The sequence below is a fragment of the Pseudomonas sp. 1L-C-7-B-C1 genome, from assembly GCF_057291635.1.
This window is the reverse complement of the sequence record NZ_JBXAWH010000020.1, coordinates 19,427-45,946: the sequence shown is the minus strand read 5'-3', so window position 1 is coordinate 45,946 and position 26,520 is coordinate 19,427. Positions and strand designations below refer to the sequence as shown.

23 protein-coding genes are annotated in these 26,520 nt (G+C 60.5%); 2 read left to right on the top strand and 21 right to left on the bottom strand.

What is annotated here, in order from left to right; genetic code table 11:
* Positions 1-14: 14 nt before the first annotated feature.
* The 15 genes from tssA to AC0Z8Z_RS24515 all read right to left on the bottom strand — a co-directional run bounded on the left by tssA (position 15) and on the right by AC0Z8Z_RS24515 (position 21,132).
* Complete coding sequence (gene tssA, locus AC0Z8Z_RS24585; protein WP_485620852.1) at positions 15-1,115, bottom strand: type VI secretion system protein TssA; 1,101 nt, start codon at positions 1,113-1,115, stop codon at positions 15-17.
* Positions 1,116-1,216: 101 nt separating this feature from the next.
* Positions 1,217-1,735, bottom strand: coding sequence for an Hcp family type VI secretion system effector (locus tag AC0Z8Z_RS24580; protein ID WP_485620851.1), 519 nt, complete (start codon positions 1,733-1,735; stop codon positions 1,217-1,219).
* Between the two features lie 160 nt (positions 1,736-1,895).
* Positions 1,896-4,391, bottom strand: coding sequence for a type VI secretion system membrane subunit TssM (gene tssM / locus AC0Z8Z_RS24575; protein ID WP_485620850.1), 2,496 nt, complete (start codon positions 4,389-4,391; stop codon positions 1,896-1,898).
* Entirely contained in the window at positions 4,388-5,314 is a 927-nt protein-coding gene (gene tagF / locus AC0Z8Z_RS24570) for a type VI secretion system-associated protein TagF (protein ID WP_485620849.1), read from the bottom strand. Before tagF ends, tssM begins: the two co-directional genes overlap by 4 nt.
* A 55-nt stretch (positions 5,315-5,369) precedes the next feature.
* Positions 5,370-9,308 (bottom strand): type VI secretion protein IcmF/TssM N-terminal domain-containing protein, encoded by a 3,939-nt coding sequence (locus AC0Z8Z_RS24565; RefSeq protein ID WP_485620848.1) that lies wholly within the window; start codon positions 9,306-9,308, stop codon positions 5,370-5,372.
* 30 nt (positions 9,309-9,338) lie between these two features.
* The gene (gene icmH / locus AC0Z8Z_RS24560) at positions 9,339-10,136 is read right to left on the bottom strand and encodes a type IVB secretion system protein IcmH/DotU (protein WP_485620847.1); all 798 of its coding nucleotides are present in this window, start codon (positions 10,134-10,136) and stop codon (positions 9,339-9,341) included.
* Positions 10,133-11,476 (bottom strand): type VI secretion system baseplate subunit TssK, encoded by a 1,344-nt coding sequence (gene tssK / locus AC0Z8Z_RS24555; protein ID WP_485620846.1) that lies wholly within the window; start codon positions 11,474-11,476, stop codon positions 10,133-10,135. Before tssK ends, icmH begins: the two co-directional genes overlap by 4 nt.
* On the bottom strand, positions 11,469-12,254 hold the full coding sequence (gene tssJ / locus AC0Z8Z_RS24550; RefSeq protein WP_485620845.1) for a type VI secretion system lipoprotein TssJ: 786 nt from the start codon (positions 12,252-12,254) through the stop codon (positions 11,469-11,471). The genes tssK and tssJ overlap by 8 nt, the downstream gene beginning before the upstream one ends.
* A gap of 38 nt (positions 12,255-12,292) precedes the next feature.
* On the bottom strand, positions 12,293-14,890 hold the full coding sequence (gene tssH, locus AC0Z8Z_RS24545) for a type VI secretion system ATPase TssH (protein WP_485620844.1): 2,598 nt from the start codon (positions 14,888-14,890) through the stop codon (positions 12,293-12,295).
* Positions 14,887-15,957 (bottom strand): type VI secretion system baseplate subunit TssG, encoded by a 1,071-nt coding sequence (tssG, locus tag AC0Z8Z_RS24540; RefSeq protein WP_485620843.1) that lies wholly within the window; start codon positions 15,955-15,957, stop codon positions 14,887-14,889. Before tssG ends, tssH begins: the two co-directional genes overlap by 4 nt.
* The gene (gene tssF / locus AC0Z8Z_RS24535; RefSeq protein WP_485620842.1) at positions 15,921-17,753 is read right to left on the bottom strand and encodes a type VI secretion system baseplate subunit TssF; all 1,833 of its coding nucleotides are present in this window, start codon (positions 17,751-17,753) and stop codon (positions 15,921-15,923) included. The genes tssG and tssF overlap by 37 nt, the downstream gene beginning before the upstream one ends.
* Complete coding sequence (gene tssE, locus AC0Z8Z_RS24530; protein WP_065988945.1) at positions 17,753-18,235, bottom strand: type VI secretion system baseplate subunit TssE; 483 nt, start codon at positions 18,233-18,235, stop codon at positions 17,753-17,755. The genes tssF and tssE overlap by 1 nt, the downstream gene beginning before the upstream one ends.
* Positions 18,236-18,262: 27 nt before the next feature.
* Complete coding sequence (gene tssC, locus AC0Z8Z_RS24525; RefSeq protein ID WP_065988946.1) at positions 18,263-19,765, bottom strand: type VI secretion system contractile sheath large subunit; 1,503 nt, start codon at positions 19,763-19,765, stop codon at positions 18,263-18,265.
* 14 nt (positions 19,766-19,779) lie between these two features.
* Complete coding sequence (gene tssB, locus AC0Z8Z_RS24520; protein ID WP_062387737.1) at positions 19,780-20,313, bottom strand: type VI secretion system contractile sheath small subunit; 534 nt, start codon at positions 20,311-20,313, stop codon at positions 19,780-19,782.
* Between the two features lie 69 nt (positions 20,314-20,382).
* A complete protein-coding gene (locus AC0Z8Z_RS24515; RefSeq protein ID WP_485620841.1) occupies positions 20,383-21,132 on the bottom strand; it encodes a hypothetical protein in 750 nt (249 codons plus the stop codon).
* Positions 21,133-21,730: 598 nt separating this feature from the next.
* Between AC0Z8Z_RS24515 and AC0Z8Z_RS24510 the strand changes: the two genes are divergently transcribed.
* Complete coding sequence (locus AC0Z8Z_RS24510; RefSeq protein ID WP_485620840.1) at positions 21,731-22,315, top strand: hypothetical protein; 585 nt, start codon at positions 21,731-21,733, stop codon at positions 22,313-22,315.
* A gap of 272 nt (positions 22,316-22,587) precedes the next feature.
* Here AC0Z8Z_RS24510 and AC0Z8Z_RS24505 read toward each other — a convergent pair whose 3' ends face one another.
* The 3 genes from AC0Z8Z_RS24505 to AC0Z8Z_RS24495 are packed head-to-tail and all read right to left on the bottom strand — an operon-like array spanning position 22,588 to position 23,785.
* Positions 22,588-23,145 (bottom strand): HD domain-containing protein, encoded by a 558-nt coding sequence (locus AC0Z8Z_RS24505; protein ID WP_485620839.1) that lies wholly within the window; start codon positions 23,143-23,145, stop codon positions 22,588-22,590.
* Between the two features lie 5 nt (positions 23,146-23,150).
* On the bottom strand, positions 23,151-23,489 hold the full coding sequence (locus AC0Z8Z_RS24500) for an immunity protein Tsi6 family protein (RefSeq protein ID WP_485620838.1): 339 nt from the start codon (positions 23,487-23,489) through the stop codon (positions 23,151-23,153).
* A gap of 32 nt (positions 23,490-23,521) precedes the next feature.
* Positions 23,522-23,785 carry a hypothetical protein gene (locus tag AC0Z8Z_RS24495; protein ID WP_485620837.1) on the bottom strand — a complete coding sequence of 88 codons (264 nt, stop codon included), beginning with the start codon at positions 23,783-23,785 and terminating at the stop codon, positions 23,522-23,524.
* 215 nt (positions 23,786-24,000) lie between these two features.
* On the opposite strand from AC0Z8Z_RS24495, the gene AC0Z8Z_RS24490 reads away from it, so the two are divergent.
* Complete coding sequence (locus AC0Z8Z_RS24490) at positions 24,001-24,729, top strand: hypothetical protein (RefSeq protein WP_485620836.1); 729 nt, start codon at positions 24,001-24,003, stop codon at positions 24,727-24,729.
* A gap of 144 nt (positions 24,730-24,873) precedes the next feature.
* Here AC0Z8Z_RS24490 and AC0Z8Z_RS24485 read toward each other — a convergent pair whose 3' ends face one another.
* The 3 genes from AC0Z8Z_RS24485 to AC0Z8Z_RS24475 form a co-directional block, all read right to left on the bottom strand.
* The gene (locus AC0Z8Z_RS24485) at positions 24,874-25,182 is read right to left on the bottom strand and encodes a hypothetical protein (protein WP_485620835.1); all 309 of its coding nucleotides are present in this window, start codon (positions 25,180-25,182) and stop codon (positions 24,874-24,876) included.
* A gap of 187 nt (positions 25,183-25,369) precedes the next feature.
* Entirely contained in the window at positions 25,370-25,672 is a 303-nt protein-coding gene (locus AC0Z8Z_RS24480) for a hypothetical protein (protein ID WP_485620834.1), read from the bottom strand.
* Positions 25,673-25,950: 278 nt separating this feature from the next.
* Positions 25,951-26,481, bottom strand: a complete 531-nt coding sequence (locus tag AC0Z8Z_RS24475) for a hypothetical protein (protein ID WP_485620833.1) — start codon at positions 26,479-26,481, stop codon at positions 25,951-25,953.
* Between the last annotated feature and the right edge of the window lie 39 nt (positions 26,482-26,520).

Here is a 26,520-nt window from a genome sequence, read left to right as displayed (position 1 = left end):
GTCAGTGTTTCGTTTCAGCCCTTCGGCTCTTTGGTCCCCAGCACATCGCGAATGCTGTCGACCACGTTGCTGTCCTTGATAACGTCGTTGAGCCAGCCTTCCAGGGGCATGTTGCCCCATTTGATCGCGCGTTCGATCAGGTACGGCACCGGGCTCTGTGGCTCGGTCTGTTTGAAAAACTGGGCGACGCCGGCAAGCATGGTGAAGGCTTCATCTCGGGTCAGCGGCGTGGTGCGCAGTGGCGCCGACGCGGTGTCTTTCACGGTGATGGTCATGGCAGGCCCCGCAGCGGGTTGATCGGCCGGTTCGGCGACAGGCTCGGCGGTCGGTTGGGCAGGCGCGGGGTTGATTTCCACGCCACGGTCCTTGAGCAGTTTTTCAGCCAGTTGCGCGGCGCGGGAAAGGATTTCGCTCAGGCCGGCGAAGCTCGGTGCTTCGCTGCCGAACAGGCGATCGGCTGTGTCCTGCAACTGCCGGCAGGCCTGCAGGCTGTCGGTGATTTCCGAGGCCTTGCGCAGGAAGTGCTCGGTGTCGGTCAGCACCACCGAACGCTGGAAGATTTCCGCGTTGATCTTGCCCTCGTCCAGCGCGATGCGCATGGCCTGCGGGTTTTGCAGCGCCAGGTTCTCAATGTGCCGGGACTCGTCGTAGCGCAGCAGGCCGAACTGATCGCCCTGGGTGATCGGCAGCCCGCCCACCACATCGGCCAGGGTGGTTTTCAGCCAGGCCAGGCGTGCCGCGCGCTCTTCCAGGCCTTCGTCCAGCGCCGGGTACAGGTCATCCCAGAAACGCTCAAGAATCCGCTCGGCCAGGGTCAGGCCGAAGGTGATGCCGAGAAAGTGGTATTTGTGCGCCAGGGCTTCGCTGAGCCAGGCGACGAGCATCAAATCCTTGCTCTGTTGAGCAAGGCCTTGTGCAGCCAGGGTAATCGTCAGGTCCCAATCCGAAGATTTCAGATCGGTCTGCCAGTCACCTTGGGTCAAGTAATCAGGGTCCGCTCGACGAGCTTCCTTGACGTTGTCGAACAGCGTGGAAAAGCTCAGGTCGTCGCCGCTTCCTCCATCGATCGGCGCTGTCAGTTCGGTCAGTGAAAGGTCGTTGAGAAATTCAGACATGGTCAACTCGGGATAAGAAAAAAGAACACCGCGCCGATCCAGCCGGCACGGTGTTGAATACGGCCCGCTGCGCCAGGCAACGGGCCGCTGTGACTACTCGATCAAGCGAAAACCTTGTTCGCAGTACGGTCCCAACCGCCAGTGACGTTACCGCCACCCTGGCCATCGGCACGGCTCTGCTGGGTGTAAGTGGTCTTGATGCGAGCGAAGTTGAAGCTGATTTCTTCGATCGGCAGGTCGCTGACGGCTTTGTCTTCGCCATCCTGACTGCCACCGGCGATGGCCTTGACCGACGACACCACAACCTCTTCCAGGTTGATGGTCAGGTAGGTCAGCTTGTCGCCGCCCGCACGGTTGACGTTCAGCTGGATCTTGGCGATGTGAGTGCCTTTGCAGCACGCTTCGAACAGCTTTGCAGAGGCCTTGTCGACCGCTTTGCGGATGCTGAAATCGCTCAGTGCGACACGCTCGGAGGACGCACCGCCCGAAGAGCTGGCAGTCGCCGACGTCGCTTGGGTGGCGCCGTACTCGTAACCGAGTACTTCAATCCAGTCCTTGTGCTTGTCATCCAGAACTTCGCCTGGAATGCCGTCGATCTGAATATATGCGTCAAATGCCATTTCTTGATTCTCCTTACTTACAGGTTGGGGCTAGCCGTCCAGCGGCCAGGTCACGCCCCTTGATTTGACCCCTCTGAAGATTCACAGGGATCGGTTGCCGCAGCCCGGGCCTTTGTACAACAGGGCCCGGGCGCCGGGTTCTTCAGGTGCCCGCGCTCAATCAGTTGAGCGCACGCACCTCGATTTCTACGCGTCGGTTGGGCTCAAGGCACTGGATCAACTGCGCGCGCGGCTGCTGCATGTCGCACTTGACCAGCGGCTTCTCGCTGCCTTCGCCCACGGCTTCCACCAGCTCGGCGGGCACGCCCTTGCCGACCAGATAGGTCTTGATGGTTTGCGCCCGCTGCCTGGACACCTGCAGATTGCCCTGGCGGTCGCCGAGCTGGTCAGCGTGGCCGGCGATGACGATCTTGCCGATGTTCGGCGTGCTCAGCAGCTTGCCGGCAATGGCGCTCAGCTGGCTCTGGCCCTCGGTTTTCAGGCTCTGGAAATCGGCACGGCCGAAGGCGAACAGGGTGTCCGACTCCAGGGTGATGGTCTCGATCGAGCGCAGCGATTGCGAGAGCAGGCTGTTGATGTAATTGCGCGAGCTGGAGGTCAGGAACGCGTTGTCGAGAATCCTCGGCACGTCCGGTTCGTGGATCTGGTCGCTGTAGAAATTGACCTGGCGGCTGGCGAGTTCGTAGTCGGTGCCCGAGTGGGTCGCAGCGCCCGTCGCGCCGATGGTTTTGCCGGTCTGCTTGGCGATGGCCGGGTACCAATAGTCAGGGATCTTCGCCTTGAGGAACGCCGGATCGGCTTTTTCCCGCTGGGAGCGCGACAGCTGAACGTAGGTCTCCAGGGTGGCCTTGCCGAAGTCGGCGATGGACTGCGCGCGGTTGTCGTTGGGCAGGGCGCGGGGCTCGACGCTGTCCACACCGGTGACCGGCATCAGGTCCTTGGCGTTGCGCTGGTAGACCTTGATCGTGGTCAGCAGGTACAGCGAACGGGTGAGGTTGTCAGCGGTTGGCTTGAGCATGACCGTTTCCAGCCGGCTGAAGTACCGCGCACGCACCAGCGGCTCGACGTTATAGCCCTGATAAAGGCCCAGACGCAGGCGCAGCGGTACGCCCTGATCATGGTGGCGGACGTAGTAATCGGCGGTCCGCACGCGTAGACGGTCGAGGGTTTGCCAGTCGGTGTATTGAGCCGGCGTCCTGTCGTCCTGCGCCGCAGCGGCGGTCAGTTCAGACGACAGCGTCTGGATCTCGGTCTTGTTGTTCCAGTACGACCAGCCCCAGGCGCCGCACAGCAGCAGCGCAATCAGGCTGGCGCCGCCGACCCACGCGGCCTTGCGACGGCGTTCGCGGACGTTGCTGGTGTACAGCGCGACCAGATGCTGGTCGGGGATGATCACCTTGCGAAACAGACTGTTGATGAACAACGGCTGCGGCTGGGCCTGGCCATGGGCGGTTGTGTGCTCGGCTTCGAGGGAGAACCGCTCGCTGACCTGACGGGTATGGCCACCCAGCTCCGGCGCATCGGCATCCAGTGCGCTGGTGAAGTAGAAGCCGCGCAGCAGCTCGGCGTTCTGATACGGATTGGCGCGCAGCAGGGCATCGACGAACAGTTGCAGCCGAGGCTTGAGGGCTGCGAATTCCAGCGGGAACCGATACACCGCCGAGTCCCGGCGGGTGATCTGGATGTCCTGCAACACTAATTGCTGGCTGGCGACTTCCTTCCAGTAGTTGACCAGTTCGTCCATGGCCACGCCGAAGCGTTGAGCCCAGTCGGCTTTTTCATAGTCCTTGTGGGGGAAGGTCTTGCCCATCACTTCTCCACGAGCCACCTCGTCGAGCTGGCGATAGAACGGCGCGAAACCGGGGACCAGGTCGCACTTGGTGAAGACCAGATAAATCGGCAGCCGCACTTCCAGCAGCGAGTAGGTTTCCTGAATACGTTCGCGCAGGCGCTTGGCCAGACGTTCCTGATCCTCCAGCGAGGCCTGCAGGATGTCGTGGATGCTCACCGTCACGATCAACCCGTTGAGGGGGCGACGCTGGCGGTGCTGACGCAGCAGCTGCAGAAAACCGCGCCATTTACCGGCTTCGTCCTGATCGGTCATGTAGCGCCCGGCGGTGTCCAGCAGCACCGCTTCGGAGCTGAAGAACCAGTCGCAATTGCGTGTGCCGCCCAAGCCGGCGACGCGCACGCCTTCGCGCTCGGCGTACGGGAAATTCAGGCCGGACTGATAGAGCATGGTGCTTTTGCCGGCGGCTGGCTGACCGACCACCAGATACCACGGCAAGGCGTACAGCGCGTCTTTGGCACGGGTGCCGCGCGGCGTGTTGCTGCGCAGGCGATCGATGCTTTGCAGCAGGCGCTCGCGCAGCAGGCTGACCTCTTCGCGGTCCGCGGGGCTGGCGTTCAACACCGCCTGATCGGCGTCGTCGCGCAGCAGCCCTTCGAGGTTGTGCTGCCGGGAGGTGCTCCTGCGCAGGAACAGCACGTAGCCGATCGAGAGCAGCAGAAACACAGCGATGCCGGTCAGCAGGCTGCCCAGTGAACTGAAGTCCAGCGCGCGGCCCAGCCCCCAGACGATGAAGATCGTCAGGAAGATGCACACCCCCAGAATGTAGGGTTGGTAGCGCAGCAGGTAATACTTGAGCTTGTTCATACAGACTTCACATCCAGCGCGTCGACAAATCGGTCGATGACGTCAAAAAGGGGGCGATCGGTGTCAGGAAAATCGGGCGGGCGATGGTGTTCGTCGAACGCCGCGAAGTCCGCCAGTACGTCGTAATGCTCAGGCCGCTCAGCCGGGTCGGTGAGTGCGGTGTACAGGCCGGTGCTGCTGCGGGACGGGAAGCACAACAGCTTGGGCCGCATGAAGTCGTCGGCCAGCACACTGACCTGGGGCGACACACGGCCGGCTTTCATCCGCGTCAGCCAGTCGACCCAGAGGTCTGCGGTCGGGTTTTTCAAGCCGCGCTCAGCGGGCAGCGGCAGGCTGATCCCCGGCGCCTGAGCCAGATTCAGCGGACGGCGCAGCGCATGCAATCGGGTCAGCACGGCGTTGGTGACGAACTCCGGCCAGGAGTGACCCAGCGCCGTGGCGATGTCCCGCAGGTTGAAGTTGCGCAGGAATTTCTCGTGCACCTGGCGGAACAATGCGAAGTCCTGACCTTGCAACGGGCGCAGCGCCTTGATCCGCTCGAACAGCACCGACACATGCTCACCCTGGGCACCGAGGTGCAGCAGCGGTTTGATCTGCGCGCAGAACAATTCGCTCAGGGTGAACGGGTTGACCAGCGGCTCGCCGTCGCCTGCCTTCACAGTCTGAAAGATGAACAGCGGGTAGCGGCGCTGGCTGGAATCCATCGAGCTGACCAGTCCGCCCAGCAACCAGTTGCCCGAGCGCGCGCGGTACGAGAAGAAACACACCGGCAGGCGATCGAACTGCGCCCGCCAGTCTTCGCACGAATGAATCGCCGCGAGGGACGCCTGCAGCCAGCCGTCGAACTCGCAGACGTCATCCGCCGCGCCATGCAGGCTGACGAAGTCCGCGCTCGACGGCAGCTTGCCGAAGCAGCCGATCATCGACGGCACTCCCCGTTGCTCACAAGGCGGCTATTCAGAAACAGTGCGCCGCACATCACTTCGACGATCCTTCGGCAACCACCTTGGACGGCGTGTTCAGCGCGCTCAGGGATTTGACGTTGGCCAGGTCGGTCAGCTTGACCCCGCCGTAGTTGCGCACTGCGAGGCTGACCTGACCGTTGGCGGTGTTCCAGCTGAAGCGCTGCTGGATGCCATCGAGGTCGTCGACCCGGGCGCTGTCGTTCATGCGCAACAGACCCCAGCGACCGGGGTAGTCGAACACGGTGATGCGCTCGCCGGTCAGCGTCACCACGTCCAGACGCGCGCCTGGCGCAGTGGTGGTGCCCGGCCAGGAGAAGCGGCTCCAGCTGGTCTTGCCGTTGCGGTAATGCTGAACCTGACCGTCGAGGGTGAAGATGATGTCGGTGAAGAACGCCGACGGTTCGAGCATGATTTCGAAGCCGTTTTCCTTGTCCGACAGGCTGGCGATGACCTGGCCCAAAGAGCTGGCCTTGTCGATGCTGGTCACCATGTTCGGGTTGACCAAAGGTGCGGCCTTGGCGCCGCTGCCCATGCCCAGGCCTTCACCGCCGGACAGGTTGCCGATTTCGTTGCGCTTGAAGTTCGGCAGCAGGCCGGACTCGGGATCGACAAAACGCTGCAGGTCTTTGACCGATGCTTCGTTGCGACTGCCGGCGGCGATCGGGTAACGGTGGGCCATGACCTGTTCCCACGGCTTGGCGATCTGCTGCGCCCAGGCCCTGGCGATCTGCTGGCCGGCCGGGTCGCGCAGGGTTTCCCAGGCGAACTGGATCGGCAGGCTGAACAGGCCCTGCAGCGATTCCGACAAGCTGCCCCGGCTGGTGTCCACCGTGGTCTCGACGTAGTTGCGCACGTTGGTGACTTCGCTGGGCTGACCTTCGAGGGTCTCGCTGATCAGCTGCTTGCTGCTCTTGCCGACGTCCTGGGAGCGCTGGATGTTGTTCATCCGCACTTTCAGTTTGCGCAGTGCCGCCAGGTAGCGATCCATGATCGTGCTGTCGGCGCCTTCGGCGTTCTGCGTGGCGAAGACCCGCGACACCGGTTCGAAGCGCTGGGCCAGGCTGCCGTCATCCACCGCTGGCAGTGGGGAAAGCATGGCAGCAGTCGGCACTTGCGGGCCGCTGACCAGTCCGGTGACCTTGCTCCAGAAATCATCAGCCTTCGGCGTGCCGGCCTGCTGATTGACCTGGGGCGCAGGCACGTCCCACTGGGTGTTGTCGTTGACCCCGGACAGCAGGATTTTCACCGGCGAATTCTGCACGTCACTCAGCAGGGACAACTGTTGGGTGGCGTTGGCCATGTCGGTGAAGTGGCGCACGCCGACGCTGCTCAGCAGGGTGTACCAGGACTGGGCGTAGTCACGCTTGTAGCGCGCCATGAACTCGCGCATGAAGTTGGCTTTCTGGATGATGCTGTCGCCGCCGTCGCCGTCCAGAACCCAATCGGACTCGTTGCGCAGGTTGCTCGACATCAGCTTGATCAGTTCGGGTTTGACGAAGCCGTCCCAACCCTGGCGGGTGAAAATCGCCGGCACCGCTTCGCTGCCGTAGAGCAACTGGCGACCGGGCAACGGCACCAGCTCGTTGAGGCCCACGGCCGGGAATTGCCGACTGGCTTCCAGCTGCAGGCGCAGGTATTCACGGTCCACCAGCGAGCTGGAAATCATGAACGACTTGAGGCTCTTGCGGGTTTCTTCGACCAATTGATCGTTGCGGGGCAGGGCAGGGGCCTGACCGGTTTTGAGCAACTGCACGTACATCGGCACGTTGTCGGCGATCACCTCGTCGCTGACCGGGCTGTCCGCCGAAGCGGTGTTGCTCCAGGCAACGGGCAAGGCAGCGCTGACGAATTCCGGGTCCGAATGCGCGTTGGGCTGCGTCAGCATCAGGTACAGCTTGAGCGAATTGTAGGATTCGATGATCGAGGCGACTTGCTGTTCATCAAGGCGGCCGAGCATTTCTTCGGACAACGACAGCCCGCCGGTGGTGGCCGACAGCTCCGCTGCATCACTGGCCGTCGCCGGGTTACGCAGGTCGGCAAGGGCCGCTTCGCGGGTCTTGGTCACGTTGCTGCGCACGGCGCCTTTGAGACGGCTGCCGGCATCGCCGACGCTGCGCGGAATGCTGCTCAGGCTCGGCTTGCCGGTGTTGGCAGTCAAACTGCGCACGCCGCGATCCGCCAGTTTCTGACCCTTGCCAGATTTGCCGCCGGTTTTGTCACTTGACTTACCAGCAGTGGCACCGAGTTCGTTCTGCGGGTCAACGGATCGGGTGAACTCGTTGAACGCGCGCATCTGCATTTGCAGCTTCAGCGCCACCGGTTCGAGGGCCTGGCTGCGCAGTTGCTGAAGATAAGCCGCCTGCGCGGCTGCGAAAATCTCATCGCCTCGGTACAGGCCGGCGCTCAGTTGCAGCGGTACGCCTTTGGCGCGGTGTTTTTCAATCAGCGCCAGTTCGTTGCGCAGCAGTTCCAGGCCTTCGCCTGCAGCCATGCGCTGGGCGCGGTCGGGGGCGTCGCTCAGCTCGGTCAGTTTGTCTTGCAGGGCGGCGATCCATTCACGGTTGTGCTGGAACGACAGCGCCTGCCAGCCGATGAAACCCAGACCGGCGAGCAGTGCGGCGGCGATGACCACCGGGGTCATGGACCTGTCGCGGCCGTCGCGGGATTGATACGAGATCAAATCGCGATCGGGGAAGATCACCCGGCGGAACGTGTCAGTGATGAAGTAGCTGCGATCGCCGGTTTTCCTGCCATTGGCCTGCTCGGCATTCGCGCTGTCGCTGGCCGGCTGCAGGGCAAAGGCTTCGGCCAGATCGTCGTCGAACACTTGGCTCAGTTGCTCGGCGGTCTGCAGCGCACTGGTGAAGTACAGGCCGCGAAGCAGCAGCGGGCTGCCGTGGCTGGCCGGCTGGGTGAAGTGCGCAAGGAACGGCACCAGCACGCTCGACAGCTCGGCGAAGTAGTTCGGGAAGTTGAGCAGCGCGCTGTTGGCGTCGGAACCGAGCCTGATCATCTGCGCGTCGACATGACGCTGCACGCCGTTGTGCAGGTTCTTCAGCTTGCTGTCGAGGACCGTCTTCAACCCATGGGTGCGAATTTCCGACACCGCGAAAGTCATGCCCAGCGGTTGCTGACGCTCGTTCAGGTCCAGGCCGTCGAAGGCCTGATTGAAACCCGGCAACTGGTCGGTCTTGCTCAGCATCAGGTAGATCGGCGGATGGGCGTCGAGGCTGCGGCTGTATTCCTCGATGCGCGCAACCAACTGGATCGCCATTTCCGCACGTTCATTGGCCGTGGCCGCCAGCAGCTCCGGCAGGCTGACGACCAGCACCAGACCATTGATCGCGGTTTTCTTGCGCTGCTTTTTCAGCAGTTGCAGGAAAGCAGTGAATTCGCTGGCGGCCGAGTCCTCGGCCAGGTAACGGCCGGCCGTGTCGATGAGCACAGCCTCGGGGCTGAAATACCAATCGCAATGACGGGTACCGCTTTCGTCGGTGGTCTGGCCACTGGCGGTGGTGGCGGAAAGGCCCGAGCGAGTGAGCAGCGACGTCTTGCCGGCCGCTGACTGGCCGATGACCAGATACCACGGCAGCTCGTACAACGCCGACGAGCCACCGCCGCCTGCGGAGCGATCGGCGCGGAGCATGGTGATCGCGTGCTTGAGGCGATCGCGCAGCACTTGCTGGTCGCGGAAATTGCCGTCGGCCGGCAGTGAGCGGTCAACCTCGTGATGCACCAGTTTTTCAAGATTGCGCTCTTTACTGAGGCGTCGTACCTGACGAATAAAACCGACGAAGATGTAAAACCCGCTCACGATCAGCAGGGTTTGCAGCAGGTATTCCCGCGACCATTGGTTGCGCGCCGCAATGACCACGCACGCGACGAGGCTCCCCAGCCACAGCGCGATGAGGATGAACCAGAAACTTTTTAGAGCGCGAAGTAGTGTTTTCATGTCTTCCTGACTCGCTTACCCGAGCAGTGCTCAGGCACTGAACAATTGGCTGATGTGTTCGGACAATAAGGCAACGTCCTTGCCCAGCAGCCAGTCCAGCGTCAGGTACACCGCCAGACAGACCAGCGCGATCAGCGCCAGGTAAACCCACACCGGCACCTCGTGACGCAGCATCTGCGAGACCTGATCCGGCAGCGCCCAGTCCGGGGACAGCGCTTTGGGGGTCTTGCGATAGCGGGCGATGTCCTGGCCAAGGGTATTGGCCAGGTAACGCAGTTGATCCTTGCCGTCACCGACGCTGAATTTGCCCTCGAAACCCAGCGCGAGGCACAGGTGATACACCTCCAGCACGTCGAGGTTGCGCTTCACATCGGCGCGCAGGGCTTCGATCTTGTCGAAGAAACCTTCGCCCGCCAGGTGTACGCCGAAATGGCGGAACTGCAGCGGCGATACTTCGATGTGCCGGCGCAATTCGTTGATTTCCTCCGCCGGCGTCGCCAATGCAGCGTTGGCGGAAGGGGGCGAATCCTCGGCTTTGGCCACGACCGGCGCCACAGGCATTTTGGCCCGCAGCACGCTTTCATCGAGAAACGCGCACAACGCGTATTGCGTGTCCTTGACCTGTTCGACGCTGTAATTCGAGGCGCGGGCTTCTCGCTCCAGGGCGGCGAAGAACTTATCGACGCTCTCCTCGAACGCGCTGACCGAGGTCACTTGACGGCCACGGCGCAGGATCAGCGCCATGCTGATGAATTCCTGCACCAGGTCTTTGAGGGTCGGTTTTGGCTGGTCGGCGGCCATGGCGCCTTGCATTACGGCTTCGCTCATTTGAGTACTGCCATCAGTTCAAGCTTGAGGTTGGTGAAAGCGCTGGGTGCGTAGAACGAGATCGCCTGGGCGCTCATCATGCGTTCGTAGACCCGGCCATGGGGTTCGATCGAGAAGTAGTGGTTGTCCAGACGCACCGGAATGGCGTTGGGCAATCGCGTCGAATGGTTGAGCGTCGCGCCGGGCATGGCACTGTTGACCACCACTTCGATGTCTTCGGGCGAGCCAACCTTGACCGCGCGTGGCACCAGTTCCAGCAGGCTGGAGCCGGGCATGTCGGCGTGCACGGAGATGTAGAAATCGGCATCGACCAGTCGTGGGTCGTGCAACTGGCCCTGCCAGTACGACGGCTTGGTCTGGGTCAGGTTGATGACGATGCACTGGTTCGGGATGACGTTGTCCAGCAGCCTGCGGATCATCTGGTCCAGCGTGACCAGCGAGGCCGCCGGATCATGATGGTTGTACTCGGGGATGTCGTTGAGTTCGACGTCCAGCGAGAAGGTCAACAAACCACCGGCCAGCTCCGCCAGGAACAGGTACAGACGTTCCGGGTGCAGACGCGGGTGGGCCAGCAAGTGAGCCAGATTCGGGTAGGCGCGGTTGACCGTGTTGAGGAGCCAGAACAGCGTGACGTCGCTGGAGCCGAATTCGGCGATCTGGTCGGCACGCTCGCGACGACGCCCCGATAGGGCTTTGCTTTTCGAGTGCAAGGCGCCGAGCAGACGCTTACCCAGACTGATCAGGGTTTCGTGGGTGCCCAGGTGCAGGGTCGGGTGCACGAAATGGGTGTCAAGGTTGAAGCCGCCGATGTTGTTGCGCGACAGCTGCGCGATCGGGCAGTAGCTGTAACCGTCCAGCGTGTCGCCGTCGATCAGCATGACCACGTTCAGGCGCAGGCTGGTGATCTCGTTTTCCAGATCGCCTTCGTTGAGGTCGGGCAGGGTGTCGAACTGCTTGCGGAAACGCCGCGCGTTTTTCTGCTCCTGGCCGTCTTCGACGTAATTGAGGCCGAACGGCTCAGGCAGTTTCAAGGCAGCGTAGACCTTGAAGTCATTGCCTTTGAGCAACTCGCGCAAGTCTCGCGCTGCCGGTAGCGGGTCGTGTGCCGGCGCGTCGAACAGGCTGCCGTCAGGAAACACCAGCTTCAGCCGCTTGAATTGCAAAGAACCGCTGGCCAGTGCCTCTTCGTCGATCTGCATGGCCTGCACGCCCCAGTGGAAGGGCGTGGCGCGCAGCGTCGACTCGGCCAACTGATGCTGATGGAATTCATCCTGATACTGGAAGTGCTGTGGCAGAAGAAACATGCCTTCGGACCACATCACGCGGCTCTGCTTACTCATGAACGCCTTCCACTAATGAATCGAACTTTGACTGCACGCCTTTCTGTGCACTCTGTTGCGCAGAGTCCACAGCGGTATCTTTGGCCTTCTGCACCATCGCGTCCTGCACCTGTTGGCTCAGGGGCGGATTGCCCGCATTGGCGGCGGGCTCGGCGGCGGGCATGACGTTGCTTTTGGCGAACTGCGCTTCGGTCTGCGGCCTGTTCAGCACGTCGTTGCCACGCACCGCCAGCACGTGGTTGTTGTCGACCAGCACACGCAGGCCGTCCGAGGAAAACCAGATGCCGTCCTTGCGCAGGGAGTTGGCATCGAAGGCGACTTTCCAGTGGCTCTTCTCGTCGGAGCGGAAGAACGCAGCGATGCCCACATAGCCGGTGGCCTTGTTCAGCGGCCACTGGTCGATCTGGCCCATGCCCGGCAGCAGGGTGATTTCCTGGCTATCGATGAGCGTGTTGCCGAGGGCCTGCTGCGGGTTGTCCCACAGCGAATCGGCGTCGATGGACGCAAACCGCTCCAGCGCGGTGAGCTGATAGACCCGCAGCACCACCGACAGCGGCCGGCCGCTCTCATCGGGATTCAGCTGGTTGCCGCCATCGGCGGTGAGGATGACTTTTTCCTTGTCGCCGAACAGCATGTCGCCGGCCCACGTGTCATCGACGCGCTTGCTGGCGCGGTCGGTGATGCCGCAGGCGGTGAGCGCCATCACGACTGTCAAAAGGGTCACGCGGGTGGCCCAGCCAGCCCCGGCGCAAAGACGTTCCCTGTTTCGCATATTCATGACTGCATACCTATGAATGCTCGATCAATCCAGCCAGCTCAAACCAGTCGATAGGCGAAACCGCCGTCGCTGCCCAGTTCGATGGTCAGGCTCTGAATCGGTTTGTCCTGGGCCATGCGTTCCAGCACGTGCTGGGACAGTTCCGGCATAAGGGTCTTGGACAGAATGTTGTCGATGTTGCGTGCGCCGCTGTCGACTTCGGTGCAGCGCGCGGCGATGGCCTTGACCAGCGCTTCGTCGTAACCGAGCACGGCCTGATGATTGCGCTCGAAACGCTTGCGGATACGCTCCAGCTTCAGCGCCACGATGCGCTCCAGAATCTCGTCCTGAACCGGGTAGTACGGCACGATGGTCAGGCGCCCGAGGAAGGCCGGCTTGAACACCTCGTTCAGCTCGTCGCGCAGGTCCTCGACGATCTCGTCCGGGGTCGGCTGATCGGTGGTGTTCAGGCAGCGCTCCATGATGCGGTCGGTGCCGGTGTTGGAGGTGAGGATGATCACCGTGTTGCGGAAGTTGATCTCGCGACCTTCGCCGTCATCCAGCACGCCCTTGTCGAAGACCTGGAAGAACAGCTCAAGCACGTCCGGGTGGGCTTTTTCCACTTCGTCCAGCAGCACCACGCTGTAGGGTTTGCGGCGTACCGCTTCGGTGAGCACGCCACCTTCGCCGTAACCGACATAACCCGGTGGCGAGCCCTTGAGGCTGGAAACGGTGTGGGCTTCCTGGTACTCGGACATGTTGATGGTGATGACGTTACGCTCACCGCCGTACAGGGTGTCGGCCAGTGCCAGAGCAGTCTCGGTCTTGCCGACGCCGCTCGGGCCCAGCAGCAGAAACACGCCGATGGGCTTGTTCGGGTCTTCCATGCGCGCCCGGGAAATCTTGATGCGTTTGCCGATCTCCGCCAGGGCGTGATCCTGACCCAATACGCGTTCACCCAGCAGTGCCGGCAGGCGCTGCACGGTGTCGATTTCGTTGCGCAGCATCTTGCCCAGCGGGATACCGGTCCAGCCGGAAATCACCTCACCGATGGTGCCGCCATCGACCAGGGCGTGGACCAGCGGTTGCTCGCCTTGCACCTCGGACAGCTCGGCGCGCACGGCGGAAATCTGGTTGACGTCGGGTGTCTCGACACTGCCCAGCTCAGCGAGTTTCTTGACCAGATCCAGCTCCCGCTGCCATTGCTGCTCCAGCGTCTCGCGGGTGTTCTGAACGCTCTGCAATTCCTCGTTCAGCGCGGCCAGTCGGCGTGAGTGGTCGCTGCCTTTGGCGGCTTCTTGCTGCAGCACGGCGATCTCGGCCTGAACGTTGTCGATCTGGCGCTTGCAGTCTTCCAGCGGGCCGGGCTGCGCCGACTGCGCCAGGGCCACGCGGGCGCAGGCGGTGTCGAGCACGCTGACGGCTTTGTCCGGCAACTGACGCCCGGTGATGTAACGGTTGGACAGGCGCACGGCCTGCACCAGTGCTTCGTCCATCACGGTGACTTTGTGGTGCTCCTGCATTTTGCCGAGCAAGCCACGCAGCATATAGATGGCTTTGTCTTCGTCCGGCTCCTCGACCTTGACCACCTGGAAGCGGCGGGCGAGAGCGGCGTCTTTCTCGAAGTACTTTTTGTACTCAGCCCAGGTGGTCGCGGCGATGGTGCGCAGCTCGCCACGGGCCAGCGCCGGCTTCAGCAGGTTGGCGGCATCGTTCTGCCCGGCCTGGCCACCGGAGCCAATCAGCGTGTGGGCTTCGTCGATGAACAGAATGATCGGGTGCAGGCTGCGTTTGGTTTCTTCGATGACTGACTTCAGGCGGTTCTCAAACTCGCCCTTGACCCCGGCGCCGGCCTGCAGCAGACCCAGATCGAGGGTGTGGATGGCCACGTCCTTGAGCACCGACGGCACGTCGCCCTGAACGATGCGCAAGGCCAGGCCTTCGACGACCGCGGTTTTACCCACGCCGGCTTCACCGGTGAGGATCGGGTTGTTCTGCCGGCGACGGGTCAGAATGTCGACCATCTGCCGCACTTCGAACTCGCGGCCCAGCACCGGATCGATGCGGCCGTCGCGGGCGCTTTGGGTCAGGTTGATGGTGTATTGATCCAGCCCCGGCGTCTTGCCGTTGCCTTGAACGGTGCGTCCGCTTGCGGCTTTCGGGCTTTCCAGCGGACTGGCCAGAGCCGATTCCGGGCTGCTTTCCACCAGTGCCGCGAGGTTGACCCGCAGGTCGTCGGCGTTGATTTTCTCCAGCTCTGGCGCGGAGGCCACGACCACGCGGTGCAGTTGGTCATCGTCCAGCAGCGCCTGAATCAGGTAACCGGTGCGGATCTGGCTCTGGCCGAATTCGATGGAGGCCAGGACCCAGGCCTGCTCGATCATCCGCTTGATGTGCGGCGACAAAGCCGGCGTGCGCGTGTTGCCTTTCTTGAAGGTGCCGAGGGCGGTGACCAACTGCGCCTGCAAGCGCTCGGGGACCACGTCGTAGTGACGGAGGATCGCCGGCAGGTCGTTGTCGTTGTTTTCCAACAACTGCAGCAGCAAGTGCTCGACTTCAACGTCGTAATGGTTTTCTGACAAGCACAGGGCGGCAGCGCCTTCTGTGGCTGTGCGACTGGTTTCGTTCAGTTTGGCGAACAGCGACTTCAGGTTCACAGTAAGACCCCATCAAAAGGAATATGGAAAAGAGCACAACGGGCCGGTTCGACGTCGGCGCCCGGACGTTTCAACCACCCCAGCCAGCCCAGCGCGACATTGCCCTGACGGCCGATTTTTGCCAGCGGCACCGCTTCACGCTTGAGGGTCGGCGCGATCTGGAAATCCAGGTGCGCGCCAACGTAAAAACGCACCAGCTCCACGAGTTTCTGGTAGTCCTCGGTGCCGGGCTGAAAACGCCGATAGTCGGCCAGCGTCAACGGGCCGATGTCGATGCGTACGGTGGACTGGTAATCCCAGACCCGGTTGCCGACCACGGCGCTCTGCCCGAGGGCGGCGTTCTTGCGGCCCAGCTGCGTGCACTGGCTCACGTCGAGTTTCAGCCAGCGCCCGGCGAACTGACGCACGTTGAACGGCAGCGAGAAGTAAAAGCTCAGCATCACTTGCAGGTTCAGCGCATTGCGCGGCTTCTGCGCGAACATGCCCGAGAAGTAGCTGAACAGCTCCCTACGCAGCGGTGAGCCTTCAGGGCCGAACTTCTGTTTCTGCGCCTGCGGCCCAAGGCCCACCAGATGCAGCAGGTAGCGATCAAAGTCCGACGTGCCGTTGCGCTCGTACTCGATGTAAAACTTGTACTTCTGCCAGGCCTCGTAGAACAGCGTGGTCATGCGGTGGGAAAACACGTCGAGAAACGCGTGGGCGGCGTCGTCGCGGTATTGAATATGGCGCTCCAGCAACAGCTCGGTGTACGGGCGCGGCAATACGCCGGACGGCCCGACCAGCCCCATGAACGTCACCTGCACTTCGGTCAGCGGCAGACCGGCCGCAGACACCTTGCCCTCGCGCTCGAATTTCAGGTCGCTGACTTCGCTCGCCGGGAAATTCAGCGACAGCTGCGAACGAAAGCGCAACGGATCTTCATGGGGCCGCGTCTGCAGGTCCATTCGCCCGTTCCTGCTGTAATGCAGGCGGAGCAAACGCACCAACTGAAAGAATTCGAATCGGTGCGGCTCAGCCCGTGCCTGGTCGATCAGACCAGGGGTTGATCGCCGGTTCGCGGGGGCCATTGGACCACTCTCTTCTCGCGCTGCAAGGTGCGCAGGGTTAATTGGGTAAAACTGTTGATCGAGCAGTACTGGCCGAAGAAATGGTCGAGCACCATGCCGAACAGAAACACGCCGCTGCCGGTGTACTGGCTTTCATCGAATTTCAGGGTGATGCCCACGCCGCGCACGAAATTCGGACGCGGGTGGCCGATCCGCGCGACCACCGGCTCGCTGCTGACCGAGACAATGCCGTTGATCTGCTTACGGATCGCCGAGGTGTTGCGGTAGTTGTAGAGCGACAGCAATTCCAGCAGCACGTCGCGGCCTTTGCTGACCAGCGACATGTGGTTCAGCGACAGGTGCGAGACCAGGCGCCAGATCACGCCGTTCCCCAGTGGCACGCGCACCGAGGCGGTGGGTTTGCGCAGGCAGCGGATGTCGTCGATGACCGAACCTGCCGGGACGCTGAAATCCCCGCGTGCGCCGCCGAAGGGCAGCAGCGACGGCAGGTCACGGTTGCTGCAGGTCAGGCGGATACTCAAGGTATCGCTGGCCGAGTTGATCAGCTCCAGATCCCGGTCAACCACACGAATGAACATGTCGGTGCCGTCCCGTTGCCGACTCTGGGAGGGGCGTCGGCGGGCGATCCAGAAGCTGTTGCCCGGCCCCTGATCGGCGCGCGGCTCGAAGAACGGATGACAGCTGGTGACCTGCTCCAGCCCGCCGACTTTCTTGACCCGGCGCACCTGGTCTATGGACACCACCTCGGCCGTGTTTTGCATGCGCACATCCGGAATGATGGCGTATTCATGCTGGGCATGGGTCAGGGTGATCGGCTCGGCCTGCTGGCGGAACAGGTTGATGATCGGCGTGCAGTTGAGCTTGAAGTTGGCGCGGCCGATGTTCTGCGTTAGGCGCGCCAGGCGGTCGTGCAGGTCGTAGTCGGAGAAGTAGAAATTGATCTCCACCTTGCCCAGCTTCTTGCCCGCCAGAATGCGGCCGAAACCGGACAGGTCGAAGAACATGAACTTGTCCGGGAAAGTGAAGTATTCGTGCAGCAGCCGGTAGCCGAGGAACGAGCGCTCCGAATAATCCACCAGCCCTTCATCCAGACCGTAACCAACCGCCTTCAGCGCGTCGGCCGGCAGGGCCACTTCGCGCATACGGCCTTCGTCTTCGAAGGTCAGCGTGGCTTTGGCCAGGTTGTTGAACAGCAATTCGTACAGCTGCAGCATCAGCGTGCTTTCGCCGTCGAGGAAGAAGCGCAACGAGTCCAGCTCCATCTGCCCGAACAGCACGTCAGACGTCGCCGTCAGGCCGATGCGCAGACGCGCCACCAGATCAGCACTGTGACCGTTGAACGCCGAGCGTTCCATTTCGACGAACGAAGCCTGCTGCACGCTGATCGGCCACAGGTCGACCGGGTAGCACGTACGGAACTTGCACACCACGCTGTCGATGGGCGTGGCGTGGATCTCGGTGTGACGCGCAACGCGATAGGCCTCGGTGACCTTCTCGTTCTTGCCCAGGGTGAACTCGACGATGGACATCGACGGCGTAGGGCGCAGGTAGTGCGGGTACAGCACCTCAAGGAACGATTCGACGATTTCCGGAAACTCGTCATCGAGCTTCTTGTGTACCCGGGCCGCAAGAAACGAAAACGCCTCGATCAACCGCTCGGTGTGCGGGTCCTCGCAGTTATCGCCCTCGATGAGCAACCGCGAGGCGATTTTCGGGTACTGGCTCGCGAACTCCTGGCCCAAAAAGCGCAGGTGCGACAGTTCCTTTTCGTAATAGGGGAGCAGGTCGTCGAGCATCAGTTGAGGTTCTGTACTGTGTATTCCTGGGTATTGACCTGCAACACCGCGTCAAAGGAAACCTGACGGGAGATGTCTTGCAGGCGCAGTACGGCGTCAACGCGAAAGGTCAGCATGCGTTGGCCGGTTTGTTGTGCGAGCAGTTGAACCTTGACGCTGCGAAAGCGCCGGTCGCCGTCAGAGATCGCCTTCTCCAGCTGCTGCTGAATCAGATAGCGGTCCTGGGGATCGAGCACGCTTTTGCTGGTGAAATCGGGCATGCCGTAATCGAGGATCGTCCCGGGCAGTTGCGGGAAACCGGCGAGTTCGCCAGCCACCAGGGACTGACGGGTGTTCACCAGAATTTCCAGGTCACGCACGATGCTGGCCTTGTAATCGGCCAGCGAACACAAGCGTTGCGCCGAGGCTTCAACGGACTGGTGCGGACGGTCATCCAGCAACCGGTCCAGCAGTGACGGCAACAGCTTGTGTTGGCTACTCATGTTGCCTCCCTGGCAGACCCGATTCGGTTAACCGCGTGTGGATTGCGGCAGTTCGGCGACCAGTCGCAGCGACGCCGTCAGCTCATCCAGTTGGTAATGCGGACGCAGGTACGTCACGGCCTTGTACACCCCAGGCTTGCCCGGCACTTCGAAGACTTCGGCCCGGGCTTCCCGCAGCGGGAACTTGGCCTTGGCTTCCTGGCTGGCGGTGTCGTCGAGCAGCACGTAGCTGGACAGCCACTTGTTGAGGAACATCTCGACGTCTTTGCGCGAAGCGAAGCTGCCGACCTTGTCGCGCATGATCGCCTTCATGTAGTGAGCGATGCGCGAGGTGGCGAAGATGTACTGCAACTGCGCCGAAAGACGGGCGTTGGCGTTGGCGATGTCGGTGTTGTACTGCTTTTGTTTCTGGGTCGACTGGGTGCCGAAGAACGCCGCGTAGTCGGTGCCCTTGCAGTGCACCAGCGGAATGAAACCGAGGTCGGAGAGTTCTTTCTCGCGGCGGTCGGTGATCGCGATTTCGGTCGGGCACTTGAGGGCGATTTCGCCGTCATCGGTCTTGAACGTGTGGGTCGGCAGACCTTCCACCAGACCGCCGCCTTCCACGCCACGAATCGCCACGCACCAGCCGTAGCGGGAGAACGCGTCGGTGACCCGAGTGCCCAGTGCGTAGGCAGCGTTCATCCACAGGTATTTGTTGTGGTCACGGCCATCGACGCTTTCGACGAAGTTGAACTCTTCGACCGGCGTGGTATCCGGGCCATACGGCAGGCGACCCAGCACGTGGGGCAGAGTCAGGCCGACATAACGGGAGTCTTCGGAATTACGGAAGGACTTCCACTTGGCGTATTCGACGGTGTCGAAGATCTTCGCCAGGTCGCGCGGGCCGGACATGTCGGTGAACGAGTCCCAGCCGAACAGCTCAGGCGACGCCGCCGAGATGAACGGGGCATGGGCAGCGGCCGCAACGTGAGAAATCTCTTCGAGCAGGTACATGTCTTCCGGGTTACGGTTGAACTCGTAGTCACCCAGCAGCATGCCGAACGGCGCGCCACCAAAGGTGCCGTACTCTTCTTCGTAGATCTTCTTGAACAGCGCGCTCTGGTCGAATTCCGATGAGGCCTTGAGGTCGCGGACCAGGTCTTTCTTCGAAGCGTTGAGCAGGTGAATCTTCAGCGTGGTGCTGGTCTCGGTCTGGTCGACCTGGTATTTCAGGCCACGCCAGGACGCTTCCAGCTGCTGGAATTCACGGGCGTGCATGATCTCGTTCATTTGCTCGGAGAGCATCGAATCGATCTCGGCGATGCGCGCATCAAGCACGGCGATCAGGTCTTTGCTCGGTGTCATTTCGCCTTCGAGCACCTGACCCACCAGCTCGCCGATCAGATCACGGGTGCGGGTGCGTTCGGTTTCGGAGCGGGCGACACGGCTTTCGGAAATGATGCTGTCGAGCAGCGAAGACTGCGGGGCGAAGTTTTCCACTTCAACCAGATCAGTGTCCTGCTGGGCCACGGTTTGTTTGTCGTTCATGGTCGTGCTCCTGCTTACTCTTTGGCGTCGGTGGCGGGAACGGCGGCTTCACGACCGAATTCCTTGCCCAGCGTTTTCAGCTTCTCGGTGTTCTGCAACACGTCCATCAACAGCTCTTCGAGCTTGTCGTTGCCGCCCATCTTGTTGCGCAGGTCCGCGAGCTTGTTGCGCACTTCCAGCAGCTTGCGCAGCGGCTCGACTTGCTTGACCACGTTCTGCGGCTCGAAGTCTTCGAGGGCGTTGAAGTTGAGCTCGACGCCCAGCTGCGTGCCGTTCTTGGCCAGCGTGTTGTCGACGCGATAGGCCAGGCGCGGCTTGATGCCTTTGAGCACGCCGTTGAAGTTGTCGCGGTCAATGAAGATGAATTTGCGATCCTTGAGCTTGGGCAGCGGCTCAAGGGGGTTGCCGGAAAAATCGCCCAGCACGCCGACGACAAAGGGCAGCTCTTTCTTTTCCTGAGCATCGCCGATGTCGACGTCGTAGGTGATGTGGACCCGAGGGGCGCGAACGCGGTCGAGTTTGTGCTGGGTACTTTCCTTCTTCGCCATCGTGTTCTCCTGTGCGAGCAACTCGCTGCAAGTCATTTTGCGTGTCGGCTCGACGTTGAGCCGAGTGCTTTACAGTCCTTCGATCGTCATCAGCAGGCGCTGACGAATCTCATCTTTCATGTCCATGATGCTGTCCTGGCCCACCAGTTCTTCAAAACTGGCGTTGCCGGCAATCTGCGTGCTGCTGCGAATGACCGAGTCGTCCGGCAGCGTCGAGCGCACCGGCGAGCTGATCACGCAGAACGGCAGGTCGCCAAAATCCTTCAGTCGCTCAAAGCTCACCGGAAAACGCAGGCCGTCAAACAAACGCCCGAGGCCCGGTGATTTGCTCACGCAGTAAAACAGCACCAGGTAGTGCACGACGAAGCGGTACAACTCGGCGCTGCTGCGGTTGGGGTCTTTGATGACGCTGCGAAAGCGCGCCAGGTCAAAGGAATTGAACCCGATCACCCAGCGCGTCGGGCTGGTGATGCGGACGGTCTGACCGCTGTCGGCCAGGACCTTGTCGTATTCCAGCGGGAACAGCTCGGGCGTGGTGCTGATGAGGTTCAGCGGCACTTCCATCTCATTGACCAACTGGAACGGAGACGCCGAACCAATTCTGTCGTACAGCTCTTTGAGTGCTTTGAAGTGGTGCTGAGTTTCCCGGCCACTGCTGCGCTGGGCACCCTGGAGGTACTCACCGAACAGATTCTGCGGACGGATCAACAGCGCCAGCGTGGCCAGGTAATCGGACGCCTGTGCTTTAAGCACGTCGGAAACCGCCCGGGTCTGGCTGCGCAGCTTTATGAGTGCTTCTACGTCAAACGTTTGAGTCATTGGTACATCGTCCCTGAACCCTTCTCAACAATGCGGCGAATGCGGCGAGACATAGTGAAGAGATCGCGTCGCCCAACTGGCACACCTTCTCGAAAAGCGGATCTGGATGAACGTCATCCCGAAAACTCGCTGCGAAGGTTAGGCGCATGAAACGTGGCCGAACACCGATAGCTAGTAGCCAGCAGTGTCAGCTCAGGCAGTTAATTGTGTGGGAAAGTTCCTACAGACGCGAAGTTTTTCTCAGATTTGATACAGGCCGCAATGATGCTTTATGGCCACTATGATCCTCGTCGTAGGCTTAGAAATGGCTCCAGCCCTTATGGTTCAAGGGCTGCAGGGTTTTATTGGATCCCTTTGGCAGGTTTAAAGAAAAGGGCGGAAAGGTGAACCGGTTCACCTACTGATCTGAACTAATCGGGCAACTAAGGAAAACCGACGCAAAAGCGCCTTGCGGGACTGGTGACGGATCTGTGGTTTTTTGTGTGGCGTCTGGATTGTCTCGGGCGCGGGGTGGTGTAGTTTGCCGGGTTGTGGCTTGGGTCGATGGCTTGGGCTGAGCGTCGTTTGTGTGGAAGGGATTTATCAAGGGAGCTGGGTGATGGAAGTGCGAGGCTGGTTGAGGGCGGTGCTGGGTCGCGCGGGGCGGGTGGAGGAGGTTGTGCCAGGGTCGAAGTCAGAGTCAGCTTCTGCCGACGGCAAGGAGCGGGGGCAGGAGCAGCCGTTGTCGCGGGTGCAGCAACTTCTCAGCGGGTTGCCGGTTTGTCCGGCGCCTGGTGCGTTCGCGACGCCGCCGCCCGTTTGTCCTTCGGTCTGGGAAAGAGATAAGGCATTGCTCGCCAGGTATCACGCCTATGTGGACGACGCCGGGAAGATTGGCTGGCGAGCGATGCCAGACGCCTCTCGGGAAGAGGGACGTGAGCTTGCAGCACAATGGCGGTCCAGGGCGATCGACCTTTCCAACGCCAAAGCCACCGAGCAATGTGACGGAATTTACTGGTACTTCCAGAGCGCAGCCATCGCTTCACTTTTTGCGGACGGGCCGGAATCGGAAGCCTTTGCCCGCTACAGGAGGGATGCGGAATCGTATCGGGGCTGGCTCAGGGTCGATGGTCAGGTTGAATTGTTTGATGAGTATGTGAGCGCAGTTGCTGCTGGCGCCCAGCTCAGGCCGGGCGCTGGGTGACCGGCTGACTGGATCCTCTGGGCTAGACCGCTTCGCGAGCAAGGCCCGACTGGTCTCATGTGGGCCACAGATCCGGGACACACTGCAGATTCTGTGGGAGTGAGCTTGCTCACGAAGAGACCGGTGCATTCAGCAGATATCCGTCGGCTGGAATACCATTCGCTAGCAAGCTCGCTCCCACGGTATGGTGGGCTGACCCGATATTTTGGCCGGTTTCGGAAACCTTGTGGGAGTGACCGGAGTGGCGCTTCACCGTGCTCACGAAGAGGTCTTCAGATGTCCCGCTGCTCATCGACGTACAAGGATTTGTACCGCTTCATGGCGTCGGTGAGTCGGCGCTTCAAATAGTCATTGGTATGCCCGAGCGCCGCCAGGATGTGCGCAGACTCCTCGTGATAGGAGGCGCGCTTTTCCAGCGACCACGTCGATGGCGCGGATTGGAGATTGGTGATCCGGTCGCACAACTTGATCGCTGCCGCTTCCCGGGAATGCGCGGCGATGGCCTGGAAATAGCGCTCGTCCGAGAAGGGCACGATCAGGTTCTTGCTCAGGCAGGCGACGGTCGATGCGACAGAGGCGCCGAACACTTCAGCCAATGCCTCCTCCGAGATCGCGGTGTCCTCGATCACGTCATGCAGCAGTGCGGCAGGCATGGCGATGGCCAGATCACCGATGTCACTTTCCCGGTCCGCGAAAATCAGCTCGTTGGCGACCATCGCGACATGGGTGGTGTACGGCAGATTCGACCCCTTCATCATCTGCCCGACGTGGGCGTGGGAGGCGAACAGCCAGGCTTTGTTGTAGAGGTGCTGCAGATTGGTGGACGTCAATCAATTCACTCCTGAAGTGGGGATGCTGGGTGGTGAAGGCTTTCCAGGGGCTGGCCGTCGGGGAGCTGGATTTTCAAGCCGCGGGCAATCTGGTCGCCAATGCTGTAGGCGTTGAAAAGTACGTCGGCAAGTTCGGGGTCGTTGCCTTCAAACTCCTTCGCGGCCCACACCCCAATGGTCAATTTGTGCAGTCGGCTCTTGTCTTTTTCGATGCCCAGCAAGATGTTTCTGATGAAGTCGAGCTGGATCAGCGCGCTTGCGTAAAGGGGGAATGCTGGACACGACGCCTCCCTCAGGCGGGTGACCGCAATGGCTTCGTCGATGTAGTCGATGGCTTTTTTCAACGGGTGGTTTCCCTATGGTACGGCGGCGTTTGCTAGATCGCGCTGCCTCGGTTCCAGCCTGGCTTTTGCATCAGCAACTCGTCCAGCTCGCGCCGACGGCAACGGTTGACGAATTGAAGTGCTGAGGCGAGATCGTGGTGGAAGCGTTCGAACGTGTGCGCGTCAATTGCGTAATACTCTGCGTAGTCCACAAAGCCGCTGCTCACCGGAAACGATACGTAGAATTGGCCTGAGGTTTCTTCGACTCCCAGGGAGAACATTTCTTCGCGGTTTACGTAAGTGTCGCTGAATGTCATCGTTCGGAGGGCTCCAGTTTGCTTGCTAAAGCAGCTTTAGCGCTGCCTCATTATGCAATATCTGGTAAAGCTCGCTGCGCAAAGCTTTACACAGGTTGGTTGTCGTTGAGCAAGTCGGTGCGAATGAGGTCGAGTTTTTGTCTGGTCAACCGTCAGTGATCGACGATGAACGTATGTGCTTATGTGCTTATGTGCTTATGGGTTAGGGAACGGTAATGATTGATGCGCAGAATCTCAAGAAAATCAGTTGGACATTGCTAACATTCCTTTTATCCATGATGGCCCTAGGTCCATCAAATCTTGAATATTTCTGGCATCTGTACCTCGTGGTGGCGCTGCTGGCGATTCTTTGGACTCTCTACCTGGTTTATCGCTGTGAGAGGTTTACCGTTTATATGATTTCGCTGGTCGTGGCGTTTTTAGGCGCGTTTTGTTTACCAGTCTGCTCGGTCGCGTATCTCGCTGCAGGAAGCATTTGGGGCAAAGAGGGTCTTTTGCCCTTATTGCTAGGGTGCGCCCCGGTTGGTATCACGCTGCTGACCTACTATGTACTGGCCAGAGGTAGACCATCCTTTCATCCGTTCGAATATAACGGGTTAAAAGTCCAGCCGAGGTATCAGGATAGGCAGCGATTACCTGCCTCTTATAATCCCGTGTTAGTTGCCGGGGCTACAACCTTGGCGGCAAGTATTACTATAAATTCACTCGGCCATTTAACTGCTGCAATGGTCGCTATGGTTGGACTGCAGGCGTTTTGCATCGCCGCGTTGTTTCACGCTCGGCACATCATCAGGGGGCTACGCGCGCTCCGCCTTCAAGAACAATCAATGCCTAAGCCCTACACGTTCATGCAAATTGACCAAATCCGCAAAGCGCGGAGGCGTTGGTATTTGGGCAGATTGTTTGCGTTGATGGCTTCTTGGAGGAAATCACCAGACAACTGATTTTTCGATTCGTCTCGACTTGATTTGGTGGGTATCTCGCTTCGCTGATTTGTGAACGGCTATTGCGACGGAAACGGCGCGGTGTGGGTTGACGTCATCCGATAGCCAGGCGGGATGGAACCGGAAGGCAGTTGCAGGGCACAGTTAGATCGCTTCGAAGGCTTGCTCAGCCTCGATAATGATCAAACCCAGTCTCAAGTTGTAAGGCCACTGATCGGTAAAGACTCTAGCCATTCCGAGTTTACGGTGGCTGATCAGTTCCGGGATCTCGGCTCGCAAAATCAGGTGCAAAGCCTTCAGTAGCTCTGCTTTGAAGCGAATGAGTTGAGCTGCGGTAGTGATCTCAAAAATCGCCTGCGTCCGCTCAGTCAGTGCGCAGTCAATGGCACGAATGGCCGCTTCTATTTTTTGCTTGGCGGTTTCGCTGCGGTTCATGGTGGTGGCGTCCTGCATGACTTCTGTTCCGTTTCCAGGATTCAAAACCTCCCCGGCGCATGTGACCAAAACTGTCGGCAGCATATCGGTGATGTGCGCCGGTTGAGGAGGGCGGACGTTGCTCAAGCCAACCATACGCCATCGGCGCCTGGTCGTTTTGAGGCCTGAGTTCACGCATCCATGTCAGGGCCGGCGTTCGTGCTTGTTACCGGCCGCGTCTCGCTTTGAAGGCTTTGGGAGCTTCGGACTCGCCGCCGGTGAGCTCAATGTAGAACGCAGCGTATGCTTCGGACAAATCATCGTAGCCCTGGAGCCCGGTCTCCGAGAGCAGCTTGTACCCTGGGATATCTCCGATATCCACCGCCTGAAGAATGCTGCATCGCTCGGCCCTCTCGATAAGGTCTTGAAGCGAAGCCGATAGTAACGCTGCGGCAGGTTCAATGACTGCGTATTTATCTAGCGTGCGCCGGAGCTCACGCGCCGATGCCTGGAGTTTGTTTTTATTCATCGGGGGCCTCTTCAAAACTGCCTTCCAGCGCATTACACAAACTGACCCTGCTGGTCAGCGCTTTGCGGCAAGTTGCCGATCTAAACGTAATGTCAGTCATCCGCTAGCCCTCGCTGCTCAAGTGGTGTTGAAGCTGAGCTGCCACGGCTCTGCTGATGGTTGGGTAACCGCACCTTCGTGGCGTTCGGGCCGCAGTCCGCAGGCTGTGATCTGAGGGTGATGCGGATTCATGGAAACACGCTTCGAGTCGGTGCAAATGCCAATAGACCAAGGTCCCGCTAGAGATTATCAGGCACGAAGTCCGGACCTCCGAGCTTATCCCGAACGCCTACCGCCACGCGCATCAACGGCTCCCATAGACCTTGCTTACTGTTCCACGACTCGCCTGCCCACCGCGTGTCGCTAATTAATTCAGCTTTGTTGACCTCAAGTTCATGCTTGAGCGCACCGGCGACGCCGGCGGTATTCATTTCAAAAAGATCACCATACATGCCATCTGGATTTGACGTCTTCTGGGCTAGACAATGTCGGTAATACCAGATCCAGACAGCTACACTATTAATCGCTCGGTTTTTGTCTGGATAGGTTCCCAGAGCCTTCAACATTGCTGTTGCAAATTTCCGCGGAAACGTCTCGTCTTTAGTCTTAGTCCAATAGTCGAGCACCAAGTCGAAGGCAGCCATCACGTTTTGTGGTTCTTGGGTGTCTACCTTGGCTTCTTGAAAATAGAAAGGCTCACCGACGATAAATTTGTCGAGTGCGCCGTCCGCTAGCGCGATCAGCAACACATTGTCCAGGTTATCTGTCATTGGGTTCACGTCCTCGCGCAGTCAATTGCACGGATGTCC